Origin of the sequence: Coprococcus ammoniilyticus, assembly GCF_025567345.1 — a bacterium.
GTDB lineage: Bacteria > Bacillota > Clostridia > Lachnospirales > Lachnospiraceae > Coprococcus > Coprococcus ammoniilyticus.
In genome coordinates, this window is sequence record NZ_JAOQJS010000002.1 from 154,297 (window position 1) to 167,983 (window position 13,687).

Sequence of the window (13,687 nt, forward strand, 5' to 3'; positions counted from 1 at the left end):
AAATGCAGCAATATGTTCTACAGATAATTGAGCATCTGGAAGAAATGGGATATAAAAAACTGAATCCTGAAAGCAATAACGTATATGGCAGACTGGGAACAGATGCCATATATGTTGTTGTGCTTGGAAGCAGCAGAGATCTGAGGGCAGAAAGCTTACAAAAGTTTAACAGACAGATCATACATGACTTGTCTGCAGACAGTGATAAAAGGATCGAACTGCTTAATATATTACTGACACCGAATGGATTGTTTGATGATTCTGTAAATGAGATTGTTTCAAAGATGAGCAATGTCTGGCTGTTCAGTGAAGACTATGGCAAACTGTATGTGTTTGAAAATCAGCCAATGGATTTTGATGGCTTGCAGCCGGTGCTTGACAAACAGATCCTGCAGGAAAAGGACAGGAATCTTTCAAGGATCCGTAAAACGTTTGGTGTAATAACACCGATATTGATATTAATCAATATTATTATTTTTGTGATATCTGTATATACAAGAGATACAGCGGGAAATTCTTGGCTGGAGGAATTGCTTGCGGATAATTTGTATGACGTAATCGTAGAAAAGCAATATTATCGAATCATAACATCCATATTTTATCATTTTTCTCTGATTCATCTATTCAGCAACATGGTTGTTCTGGTTGCGCTGGGAGCGAGAGTTGAGAATCTGATGGGACGGATTGGCTTTCTGATTTCATATTTGTTTTGCGGGATCACCGCTTCAATTTGTTCGTTGATCAGCTGTTATTTGGGAAATTATTATACATATGCAGGTGGCGCATCCGGGGCAATCTGTGGATTAATGGGAGTGCTGATCGTATTTGCATTTTTTAATAAAGGACATATTTCAGGAATTTCGTTAAAAGATCTTTTGTTTTTATCCGTGCTCACAGTATTAAATGGATATGTTTCAGATGGAATTGATAATGCAGCGCATGTAGGCGGTCTTATCGCTGGACTTTTAGTTGGTATAATTACGATCCTGATCCATAAGGCTGTTGTAAAAGATAAACCTATGTGATAAAATTAAGAGATAAAAAAATTGTTAGGAGTATGGTTTGATGGGTACTGGAATAAGTATGTCAAGTGTGAATAAAATTAAAGAACTGGCTGAAAGCAGAGACTATAGTCTTGCTTTGGATATACTTGAACATCAGGATTTGACCAAGTCCCTTTCGCCACAGTTTATTAAGATCTGTGGTGAAGTTTATTATGAAAACGGGCGGTATCAGGAAGCCCGTGCTGCTCTTGTAAAAGCACATTCCATGGCACCTGTAGGGAATAAGATCATATATTCTCTGATCCGGGTATATTTATCCATGGGCTTTTATTCACTGGCAAATACCTATTATGAAATATATAAATTTAATCAGAATGAAAAAGATGCGGGTACATATAGGATCGAATATATGCTTGCGAAAGCAGAAAGAAAACCATACAAGGAATTGTATGGTATTCTGATATCGGCAAATGAAAAAGAAACAAGTGATATCTGGGATTTTGAGATGCTTTTATTGTATAAAGCAATGGGAAATGAAGAAAAATTCCAGTCGGAAGCCGAGATGTTCTGTGCAACTTATAAAGGTTCATCTTATATTGACAAGGTGAATCAGTTAAGAGAGAAATTATATGATGTTGATAAAGCCATCTATTGTTATCCTGAAACGGAAGCAATGGATGACGATATCGCGCAGCAGGATGTCCGTCTGATGGAAGAGAAAGTATTAGAAGCAGATGATTTGAGAATCCATCCGAAAGATCCAAAGATCACATTGATGGTTGAGGATCGGGAACCAGTTACGAATTCTATGAAGTTTAAACAGATGCTTCTGAAGTCGAAAGAAAAGAAAGAATCCAAGAAGTTACAGAAACAGGGGAAAAAAGCAGAACAGCAGAAAGAACAGACAGATCAGGAAGTATTGGATACTCCGGAGAATTCTGATCAGGAAGAGAATACCGGAAAGAAAAAGTGGTTCCTTAAGAACCGGATGTCAAAGAAAGAAGAAGAGGCAATTGAGGAAGCATTTGCGGAGCAGGAGAACTCAGAAGTAGACCGTGATCAGCTTCTTGGCGAGATTGTAAATCCGAAATCTGATGAAACTGTCGCTGAGAATGGCATGGAAGCTGAAGCAGAACCGGTTGCTGATCCTACAGGGGATGAGAAGAAGCCGAGAAGTCTGGATGAATTATCAGAGGATTCATTTGAAGATGGCGTTGACGATTTCGATTTTGATAACGAAGAATATGATTCTGTATTGATGGTAGATGTGGATGATGCAATCATGCCGGAACCATCGAATGAACATACAGAAGAGATTCTCGAAGAAGCTCCGGAAGAGATTATATCCGAAGATATAACTGACGCTTCAGATGTTGAGAAACCTGAGAATGTTGAATCGGAAGAACCTGAAAAATCTGAAACCGATGAGCAACAGATTGAGAAGAAATCAGAATATACGGAATCTGTTGAAGATCATGAGATTGCTGAGGCGGAGACAAAAGATGCTAAAGAACCTGAGACATCAGAATCGAATGAAGAAGATGCCGATAGTGCTGGGATGCCAGGGTCAGCCGGGGAAGATGATGATTCTGTTGTTATAGAGGAAGTAGAAGAAGCTGAGGAATCTGAGCTTGAAGAAACAGCAGAAACCGCTGAGCCTGCAGAAGATGCTGAAAAGGCAGAGATGCTGGAGGAAAATCAGGAACTGGAGTTAGAATCAACGGATACAATGGAGAAAACAACTTCTGATGATCCGTTTGATATAGATATAGCGATTCAGTCGCTTGATGAATATACATTTGACGCAGATACCTGGGAAGATGATTCATTTGAACAGGCATATGAGGATGATGATATTGTGGAGATTGAAGCAGCAACCGGATCTGACACAAAAGTGGAAGTCGAAACAGAGAATGAAGCTGAAGCGGAAGTAGAAATCGAGCCGGAAGTGGAGGTTAGGGCTGATTCCGAGCCTGGATCAGAATTAGAAGTCGAAGCTGAGGCTGATTCTGAGAAAGAATCTGAGAGTGAGACGGAAGCTGAGAAGGATGTTGAAATTGATTCTGAAGCTGTGGTTGAAATGAATTTAGAGGCCGAGGTCAATCCGGAATCTGAAACGGAACCAGAACCAGAATACGGGATTGAATCGGAAAAAACGGCACATAGATGGGACTTCCCGATATTTCGTTCAAGTCTGTTTCCGGATTATAACAGCGACAAACCTCCAGTTGTAGAGTTGATGAAAGAAACGGTTGATATGAAGGCTGAATATGACAGAAAAATGTCAGATAATCTGGAAAAAGAAGAACAGCTTATTAATCAGGCAGATGAATTACTGGCAAGACTTGGTATAGAGCTTGGAACCAAATATGCATCAAATACAGACTACTTCAATATGCATAGTGATAGCTTTGTTAACCTGATTGAAGATGAAACAGACGTCGAAAACGCGGATCTGTCATCTGATGAGAAGGTGATATCGGAACAAGAAGATAACAGAAAAGAACAGCTTGAGCACCTAGATAAAAAACAGGAGAAGAAATACAAGCTTAAGAGGAATGACAAATAATTAGATTAATATATAAATATTATTTTTTATTTGATAATGTGGAAGGAGGCGTACAAATTGGCTGTAGATCAAACAGAAGCTATGATTGCTGCGATAAAGGCACAGCTTGAAAAAGAAAGAGCCGCTGAAGCTGCAAAGCAGAAGAGACTGGAAGAAGAGCAGGCACTGAAAAATCTGAGCAGTAATAAAAAGAAGTCTTCAGATAGTGGAAGCAAGAGCCAATATAAGACTTTGTCTGCTGAAGAACTTGCGCGTATTGAGGAGAAGAAACGACGTAAGAGAGAAGAAGCATTGGGTATTGTTCATGAGGATAAGCCTGAAGAGACAGAGAACAACGAAGCAGAAACTAATAAGCCAGATACAAATAAAGAGGCAGAGGGTGAAGCAAAAGAAGCAAAGACAGAGGATAAGAATGACAAGCAGGAAATGCCGAAGATCAGTCTTAACCTTGGTGGTATTGCCGATGAAGGCCTTGGCGGACTTGGCGGCGGTTTAGGAAGCGGACTGGGAGAAGGTCTCGGTGGCGGACTTGGCAGCGGTTTAGGAAGCGGACTTGGTGGCGGACTTGGCAGTGTACCTTCAGAAGGCGGATTGTCCGGAAAAACAGAGGACGCAGGCAGTGGCCTTGGCGCTTCATTAAATATTAAAGGTAAGGTGGATGATTCCCTTTCACCTAGTAAAGTTGGTGAAGCAGAGAAACAGACACTTACAGATGATTCTGTACGTTTTGATGAGGATGATATGTCTTCTGTTGCTGCAGATGATGCAGAATGGACACCAGGAAAGAATGTTGAGGTAAAAGAAGTAAAGACACCAAAGGGTAATGATAAAAATGGTGACTTGTTCAGTATTTTACCTGACAGAAACAAAAACGCATCTGATGTTTCGTCCATGTATGATATAGATGATGATGATGATGATTTCCTTGGTGCCGGCATTGAGAATCTGTCAAATATAGATGAGACAAGTGAAGAAGAAGCAGCACGGATCAAGGCAGAAGAGGAAGCTAGGAAGAAAGCAGAAGAGGAAGCTAAGAAGAAAGCAGAAGAGGAAGCTAAGAAGAAAGCAGAGGAAGAAGCCAAGCGTAAAGCTGCAGAAGAAGAAAACCGTAAGAAAGTAGAGGAAGCCCGCAAGAAAGCTGCTGTAGAAAAAGCAAGGATCGAGGCTGAAACAAAGAAGAAGCAGGCAATCGAACTGGCTGAACGGAAAGCACAGGATGCAAAGAATGTTGTTGAGACCGCTCAGAAGACCATTGCAGATTCAGAGAAAGAAGAAAAAGAATTAAAACTTCAACTGGAAGAATGTGCAAAGAAGAAGGCTGCTTATGATGACAAGGTAAAGGCTGAATTTGATGCAAAGAAGAAGGCAGATGAAGAACTCCTTGCAAAAGAAGATGCAGAGCTGGATTCAAAGGTAACTTCGATCAAGAAAGAGATTGAGGATACAAACAAAAAGGCACAGAATGAGTCTGATAAGGTATTAAAGGAATGCGATCCTGAAACCATTAAGACAAAGATCATCAATGATGCGCAGGCTGTTGCAGATGCAGCGATCAAGAAGCTGGCAGATGCAAAGAAGGCAAATATCGAGAAGCATGAAGCTGAATATGCGAAAGCATGTAAAGATGCTGAAACATCATCAACCAAGCTTGAGGAAGATAAGAAGAAAGCAATTGAAGCTGCTAAGGAGAAGAAAGAAAAGCAGAATGACAAAGCTAAGAAGCTGATGGATGATGCAGAACAGAACAAGCAGCGTGCTGGCGTTATCTTTACTGATTCAAAGAAAGCAGAAGAAGAGGCAGCATCGAATCTTAAGAATACAACTGAGATGGAATCTGAGTCATTGAAGGCGCTTGCGGGACTTGAAAATAAACTTGCTGAAAGTGAGACCAAGTTAAAGACTGCAATGAACAATAATGATTCCGCAGCAAAAGCAATAGATACAGCAAAGAAAGCTTTAAAGGATGCAGAAGCAAAAGAAGCAGAAGCATTAAAGAAACTGGAGGAGGCAAGATCTGCAAAGGCAGCGGCTGAAGCCAGAATTTCCAAGGGCGAGGCTGATAAGAAGAAGCATCAGTCTGAAATTGATACGCTTAATGAAGAGAAGAAGACTACAAATGCAGATATTGCAGAAACAAAGAAAAATGTAGAATCCTTCAAGGCTGCAAAGGCAGAGGCACAACAGGCTTTGGATGCTGCAAAGAAGTCGGTAGTTGAAGCGGAAGATCTGCTTTCAAAGGCTGAAAATGCAGAGGAAGAAGCTGAACAGATTCTGGAAAAGGCTAAGATCGAAGAAGAAGTTGAGATCCAGAATGCCGAAAAGACTGCAGCAGATGGTAAAGATAATCTGGAAAAAGAAAAGAAAGCCAGAGATGATGCGCATGAGAAATTCCTTGCAGATGAGGAAGAAAAATATGCAACAGGAGAGGCTGCAGAACTTGAAAAGGTTCAGTCTGCTGCAATGACAGCAGAAAAAGAAGCTGCTGATTCCCGGAAGAAGGCAGAAGAAGCTGCAAAGAAGTTGCTGGATGCTGCAAAGAAGAAAGAAGAAGAATTAAAGAAGAAGATTGCGGATCTTAAGACGGAACAGGCAGAACGTATTGTAGCTAGAAAAGCTGCAGATGAAGAAGCAGTTAAGAAAGCAGAAGAAAAGAAGAAACATGATCTTGATTCTCTGTTAAAAGAAGAAATCAGTACAAAGAAGCAGTTAGAAGAAGTTACAAGCAGAGCTGCAGCGGCAGCAAAAGTGCTTGAAAAAGCAGTTAAGAAGGAAGAGGAAGCAAGAAAACAGGCGGAACTCTTGAAAGCCGGAAAACTGGATGAAGCTGCAAAGATTGATGTTTCATTAGAAGCAACAGATGAAGCTGCTGTAGAAGCAGAACAGAGTGAGATCAATCAGGAAATGAAGAAAGCATTACCTGCAGAAGCAAAATATCTGTATAAATATCTGTGTGTAAATCCTGCGGGAGCACAGATTGTAAATGTTCTTCAGACTATGAAGGTTGATCCAAAGAGGTCAAAGAACCTGGTAATCCTTGGATTACATGGATTTGGTTCTGCCAAAATCGGAGAAGATTTTGCAGAGTGCTATTATGACCTTGGCTTCTGTACATCTCCTGCAAAGGCAAAAGTAAAGGCAAAAGTAATCAACAGTGGTAAACTTGCAGGTGCAGTTACAAAACTGAAGGGTGGCTGTCTGATCGTTGAAAGTGCCGGATTGATCACACCGGAGCGTTTCAAAGAAATGGTTGATCTTTGTTCCACAGAAAAGAATGATGTAAAAGTTATTCTTACCGGCGAAAAAGTTGCACTCAGCAAGATGCTTGCAGATAATATGACACAGGCGAGAAGTTTCAATAACAGAGTATATTTCGATCAGATCAAGGAAGAAAATATGATCGTCATTGCCAAAGAATATATCATTGAAAAAGGTTATAAGTATGAAGATGGTATTGATGGCAATATTAAAAATGTACTTATGGCAATGGAATCTGGTAATATTGACAGATTATTGACAGCTATCGATGAAGCAATCGAACGTGCAGATGCAAGAAATGCAGAAGCAAAGAAAGTTATGAAGACGGATATAAAATAAGAAAGAAAAATAGCAGTCGTATGATTGTATTTTCCAGCTTATATTTTGGTTGAAAAAAATGGTGCCAATGTTTATAATATTTATTATTGTAAACTTGGCACTTTTTTGTGCGGTGATGAGGCAAGATTTGTATTTAAAGTAGATTTTGACAACTGCCGGGATAACTTTAAGGAGATATAAGATAGTATGGATATTGGAGTAGATTTGGGAACCTCAAATGTGCTGGTATATGTTAAAGGTCGTGGAGTAGTCATCAACCAGCCATCTGTTGTAGCATATGAAAAAAACTCAAAGCGCATTATTGCGATTGGAAATAAAGCGAAGAAGATGATCGGAAAGACACCGGAGTCAATCGAGGTCGTAAGACCGCTTGTAAAGGGAGTTGTTTCAGATTATACTGTTACAGAGCGAATGTTAAAAGTATTTATCCGTAGCGCGATGGAGAAACGGACCGGAGTTGGCAGACCGAAAATCTGTGTCTGCGTTCCGAGTGGGGTAACGGAGGTTGAACGAAGAGCGGTCGAGGATGCGGTCTACAGGACGGGTGCAAAAAGTGTCTATGTTATGGAAGAGCCGCTTGCGGCAGCAATCGGTGCTGCTGTTGATATTGAAGAAGCGAAAGGAAATATGGTCGTAGATATCGGAGGAGGTACAACGGATATTGCGGTTATATCACTTGGTGGAGCAGTTGAAAGTCAGTCGATCAAAGCAGCGGGTGATGATTACAATGCATCGATGATCCGTTATATCAGAAGAAAGTATAATCTTCTGATCGGAGAACAGACTGCGGAGAAAGCAAAGATAGCGGTAGGATCGGTCTATGAGAGGCCGGAGGACATCACCTATGTTGTAAAGGGAAGAGATCTGATCAAGGGACTTCCAAAGGCGATCACGATCACCGCAAATGAGACAATAGAAGCATTTGCAGATACAACTTCTCATATTTTGACGGCAATTCACGGGGTACTTGAGACGGCTCCGCCGGAGCTGGTCGCGGATATATCGGTAAATGGAATTGTTCTGACCGGTGGTGGCAGCTTGATGTATGGAATGGATAAGCTGATCAAGGAAAAAACGGGAATTGATACGTATGTTTCTGATAAAGCGTTAGAAGCAGTTGCACTTGGCGCCGGTATGTCGGTTGATATTGCAGCAAGAAAAGAAGAAGCATAGAAAGCAGAGAAAAGAAAATGACAAATACACATAATTTTCTGCCGGTGAATAAAAAAGATATGATAGAAAGAGGATGGGAACAGCCGGACTTCGTGTTTATTACCGGAGACGCTTATGTGGACCATCCTTCTTTTGGTCCGGCAATTATCAGCAGAGTTTTGGAAGCACATGGATATAAGATCTGTATGATTCCACAGCCGGATTGGAAAGATGATAAGAGTATAGATGTATTCGGCAGACCAAGACTTGGTTTTCTGGTTTCCGGTGGCAATATGGATTCTATGGTCAATCATTATACTGTTTCAAAAAAACACAGAAGTATGGATTCCTATTCTCCCGGTGGAAAGATGGGGCTGAGACCGGATTATGCAACAGTGGTATATTGCAATCTGATCCGTAGAACGTATAAGGATGTTCCGATCATTATTGGTGGGATTGAAGCAAGTCTCAGAAGACTTGCACACTATGATTACTGGTCAAATAAATTAAAGCATTCAATTCTGATCGATTCACAGGCAGATCTGCTTTCCTATGGCATGGGCGAACACAGCATGGTTGAGATTGCAGATGCGTTAGACAGCGGAATAGATGTCAGGGATATCACATTTATCAGAGGAACAGTCTACAAGACAAAGGATTTGTCCTGTGTAGAAGCTCCGGTGATCCTGCCTGATTATGCAGCACTTCAGGAAGACCGTTTAAAATATGCAGAAAGCTTTTATACACAGTATATCAATACAGATCCATATTCCGGAAAAGTGCTGGTGGAAGGATATGGCAACCGGGGATATGTTGTTCAGAATCCTGCGGCATATCCGCTCACGCAGATGGAGATGGATGACGTATATGGGTATGATTACATGAACACCTATCATCCAATGTATGAAAAGGATGGGGGAATTCCGGCTATAGCAGAGGTGAAGTTCAGTCTGGCAAGCAACCGTGGATGCTTTGGCGGATGCAGCTTCTGTGCACTAACTTTTCATCAGGGCAGGATTGTTCAGACCAGAAGCCATGAATCAATCATTGAAGAAGCAAAGCACATGACGAAAGATCCGGAGTTTAAAGGATATATTCATGATGTTGGAGGACCTACAGCGAATTTCAGACATCCGTCTTGTGAAAAACAGATGAAATATGGTGTGTGTCAGAATAAACAATGTCTGTTTCCAAAACCATGTCAGAACCTGAATGCCAGTCATAAAGATTATGTTGAGCTGCTCCGTAAATTAAGACAGATACCCGGTGTGAAGAAGGTATTTGTAAGATCCGGTATACGATTTGATTATCTGCTTGCAGATCATGATGATACCTTTTTACGGGAGCTTTGCCAGTATCATGTCAGTGGACAGTTAAGAGTTGCACCGGAGCATATCTCAGATAATGTTCTGAAGTACATGGGAAAACCATCCAATCAGGTATATGAGACATTTATAAAAAAATATGAGAAAATCAATGAACAGTATGGGTTGAAACAATATGCAGTACCGTATCTGATGTCATCACATCCGGGTTCTACTTTAAAAGATGCAGTCGCACTGGCAGAATACATCCGTGATATCGGATATATGCCGGAGCAGGTACAGGACTTTTATCCAACACCATCGACAATCTCGACCTGTATGTATTACACAGGGGTAGACCCGCGAACGATGGAACCGGTATATGTGGCGAGAGATCCACATGAAAAGGCAATGCAGCGTGCACTGATCCAGTACAGAAGACCGGAGAATTATGATCTGGTAAAAGAAGCTCTGATAAAGGCAGGGCGGACAGATCTGATCGGATTCGAAAAGCATTGTCTGATAACTCCAAGAAAGATGGATAGGAATACTTCGGGACATAAAGATGTCCATAAAAAGAATCCGTCAGGACAGGCAACACGGAATCAGAATAACAAGAACAGTAATCATAGAAAACAGGATAAATCCGGTAAAAATTCAGGAAGTTATAAATCCGGGCAGGATAACAGAAACAGCAGAACCGGGAAACCTGCAGGACAAAATGATAAAAAATATCAAAAACAGAAAACAGGAAAGAAAAAACACTGATATTTTATATAAAATTAAGAAAATAACCAGAAATGAAAAAATAATGATTTCTAATGCGTGCATTTCATTTTTGGTTGCGTGGTACTTTCTTTTGTGCTAGAATGTAGCCAGAAAGTGTGCTGTTATGTCAATAATGGTCATTATTGTGCCATTTACAGCATGAATGTACCATGATATAACACTTACATTATAAAAAAATACGGAGGATTTCATTATTATGGCAAAGAAAATTGTATTAGCAGGCGCATGCCGTACAGCTATCGGTACTATGGGCGGATCATTAAGTACAACACCAGCTCCAGTACTTGGTTCAATCGTTATCAAGGAAGCTTTAAACAGAGCAGGAGTTCCTGCAGATCAGGTAGATCATGTATATATGGGTTGTGTAATCCAGGCAGGTCTTGGACAGAATGTTGCACGTCAGGCATCAATCAAAGCTGGTCTTCCAATTGAGACAACTGCTGTTACAGTTAACGTTGTTTGTGGTTCAGGTCTGAACTGTGTAAATATGGCTGCTCAGATGATCGAAGCAGGAGATGCTGATATCGTTGTAGCAGGTGGTATGGAAAACATGTCAATGGCTCCATATGCTGTAATGCAGGGACGTTTCGGATACAGAATGAATGATGGTAAACTTGTAGATACAATGGTACATGATGCTCTTTGGGATGCATTCAATGATTACCATATGATCAAGACTGCTGATAACATCTGTGAGCAGTGGGGACTTACTCGTGAAGAACTTGATGAGTTTGCAGCAAAGAGCCAGCAGAAGGCTGTAGCAGCTCAGGAGTCAGGTGCATTTGACGCAGAGATCGTTCCAGTTATGGTTAAGAAGAAAAAAGAGATGGTTGAGTTCAAGAAGGATGAGGGACCAAGACCTGGTACAACAGTTGAGACACTTTCAAGACTCAGAACTATCAATCCAAATGGTTTCGTAACAGCAGGTAATGCTTCAGGTATCAATGATGGTGCAGCAGCTATCGTTGTTATGAGCGAAGAAAAGGCTAAAGAACTTGGTGTTAAGCCAATGGCTACATGGGTAGCAGGTGCTCTTGGTGGTGTTGATCCATCTATCATGGGTATCGGACCAGTTGCTTCAACAAAGAAGGTAATGGCTAAGACAGGTCTTAAGATCGAAGATTTCGATATCATCGAAGCAAACGAAGCATTTGCAGCTCAGTCAGTTGCAGTAGCTAAGGATCTTGGATTTGATGTTGACAAGCAGGTTAACCCAAATGGTGGTGCAATCGCACTTGGACATCCAGTAGGAGCTTCAGGATGCCGTATCCTTGTTACACTTCTTCATGAGATGCAGGCAAAGGGTGCTAAGACAGGTCTTGCTACACTTTGTATCGGCGGTGGTATGGGCTGCTCAACAGTTGTTAAGATCGAAGACTAATCCGGTCGGCTGAAAAACCATATTACATTTCTATATAAGGAGATAAACGATGGAATTCGTAACATATGAACAGGACGGATTTGTTGGTGTTATCACTATTAATCGTCCAAAGGCATTAAACGCATTAAACAGCACAGTTCTTGAAGAACTGGATGCAACATTCAAAGCTGTTGACCTGAATACAACAAGATGTCTTGTACTTACCGGTGCAGGAGAGAAATCATTTGTAGCAGGTGCAGATATCGGAGAGATGTCAACACTTACAAAGGCTGAAGGCGAAGCTTTCGGTAAAAAGGGTAATGACGTATTCCGCATGATCGAGACATTCCCAATCCCTGTAATCGCAGCCGTAAATGGATTTGCACTTGGTGGTGGATGTGAGATCTCCATGAGCTGTGATATCAGAATCTGTTCTGAGAACGCAGTATTTGGTCAGCCTGAAGTTGGCCTTGGAATCACACCTGGATTTGGTGGAACCCAGAGACTTGCCCGTCTTGTAGGTGCAGGAATGGCAAAGCAGCTGATCTACACAGCAAGAAATATCAAAGCTGATGAAGCATACAGAATCGGTCTTGTAAATGCTGTATATCCATTAGAGGAGTTATTACCGGCAGCTAAGAAGATGGCTTCTATCATTGCAGCAAATGCTCCGATTGCAGTTCGTAACTGTAAGAAAGCAATCAATGATGGATTACAGGTTGATATGGATCAGGCAATCGTTGTAGAAGAGAAATTATTCGGCGATTGCTTCGAGACAGAGGATCAGAAGGCAGGAATGGGCAACTTCCTTGAGAAAGATAAGGAAAAGAAATTAAAGGTTGTTCCTTTCCAGAATAAATAAATCAACAATCTTGATATTGACGTTTAGGGTGGTTATTTTGAAATCGAAATCAACCATCCTAAATGTTTGATATACCAAAGTGAGCATGTCAAACGAAACGTATATGAATTTCTCATGTTTGCTTAAAAATAATTTTTAGGAGGATATTAAAATGAAAGTTGGCGTTATTGGTGCAGGAACCATGGGTCAGGGAATTGCTAAGGCATTCGCTCAGGTTGATGGATATGAAGTAGCACTTTGCGACATTAAGCAGGAATGGGCTGAAGGCGGTAAGGACAAGATCGCTAAAGGTTATGCCAGACTTGTTGAAAAAGGAAAGATGACACAGGAGAAGGTTGATGGTATTCTTGCCAGCATCACTCCGGGTCTTAAGGAAGACTTATGCGCAGATTGTGACCTTATCGTAGAGGCTGCTTTCGAGAACATGGAAGTTAAGAAGACAACATTTTCTGAGCTTGACAAGATCTGCAAGCCAGAGTGTGTATTTGCATCAAATACATCTTCACTTTCCATCACTGAGATTGGAAATGGTCTTACCCGTCCTATGATCGGTATGCACTTCTTCAATCCAGCTGACAGAATGAAGCTTATCGAAGTTATCGCAGGTGTTAACACACCGGCAGAGAATGTTGATAAGATCGTTAAGATCTCAGAAGAGATCGGTAAGACACCTGTACAGGTAAATGAAGCTGCCGGGTTTGTTGTAAACAGAATCCTGATTCCAATGATCAATGAAGCTGCATTTATCAAGATGGAAGGTGTGTCAGATATCGCTGGTATCGATGCAGCTATGAAACTTGGTGCAAATCATCCAATGGGACCTCTTGAATTAGGTGATTTCGTTGGTCTTGATATCTGTCTTGCTATTATGGATGTACTCTATAACGAGACAGGCGACAGCAAGTATCGTGCATGTCCATTACTTCGTAAGATGGTACGTGGCGGCAACCTTGGTGTTAAGAGTGGTAAGGGATTCTATGTATACAATGCTGACCGCACAAAGACACCAGTTGATGCTCAGTAATTGACTGATAAATATATTTATGGAGGAAG

The 13,687-nt window shown here is 41.1% G+C and carries 8 protein-coding genes; all 8 read left to right on the top strand.

All coding sequences use genetic code 11. From position 1 onward, the window contains the following. Positions 1-2: 2 nt before the first annotated feature. The 8 genes from OCV60_RS03170 (at position 3) to OCV60_RS03205 (ending at position 13,658) form a co-directional block, all read left to right on the top strand. Complete coding sequence (locus OCV60_RS03170) at positions 3-1,025, top strand: rhomboid family intramembrane serine protease (RefSeq protein WP_021943768.1); 1,023 nt, start codon at positions 3-5, stop codon at positions 1,023-1,025. Between the two features lie 40 nt (positions 1,026-1,065). Next, positions 1,066-3,573, top strand: coding sequence for a midas domain-containing protein (locus OCV60_RS03175; protein ID WP_262529297.1), 2,508 nt, complete (start codon positions 1,066-1,068; stop codon positions 3,571-3,573). A gap of 57 nt (positions 3,574-3,630) precedes the next feature. Continuing rightward, a complete protein-coding gene (locus OCV60_RS03180; protein ID WP_021943770.1) occupies positions 3,631-7,167 on the top strand; it encodes a hypothetical protein in 3,537 nt (1,178 codons plus the stop codon). A gap of 186 nt (positions 7,168-7,353) precedes the next feature. Beyond that, entirely contained in the window at positions 7,354-8,340 is a 987-nt protein-coding gene (mreB, locus tag OCV60_RS03185; protein ID WP_021943771.1) for a rod shape-determining protein, read from the top strand. 17 nt (positions 8,341-8,357) lie between these two features. Further along, the gene (locus OCV60_RS03190) at positions 8,358-10,391 is read left to right on the top strand and encodes a YgiQ family radical SAM protein (protein WP_021943772.1); all 2,034 of its coding nucleotides are present in this window, start codon (positions 8,358-8,360) and stop codon (positions 10,389-10,391) included. 217 nt (positions 10,392-10,608) lie between these two features. Continuing rightward, positions 10,609-11,793 carry an acetyl-CoA C-acetyltransferase gene (locus OCV60_RS03195; protein ID WP_008400709.1) on the top strand — a complete coding sequence of 395 codons (1,185 nt, stop codon included), beginning with the start codon at positions 10,609-10,611 and terminating at the stop codon, positions 11,791-11,793. A gap of 49 nt (positions 11,794-11,842) precedes the next feature. Then, the gene (locus tag OCV60_RS03200; protein WP_008400710.1) at positions 11,843-12,634 is read left to right on the top strand and encodes an enoyl-CoA hydratase-related protein; all 792 of its coding nucleotides are present in this window, start codon (positions 11,843-11,845) and stop codon (positions 12,632-12,634) included. A 151-nt stretch (positions 12,635-12,785) separates the two neighbouring features. After that, a complete protein-coding gene (locus OCV60_RS03205; protein WP_021943773.1) occupies positions 12,786-13,658 on the top strand; it encodes a 3-hydroxyacyl-CoA dehydrogenase family protein in 873 nt (290 codons plus the stop codon). The last annotated feature ends 29 nt before the right edge of the window (positions 13,659-13,687 follow it).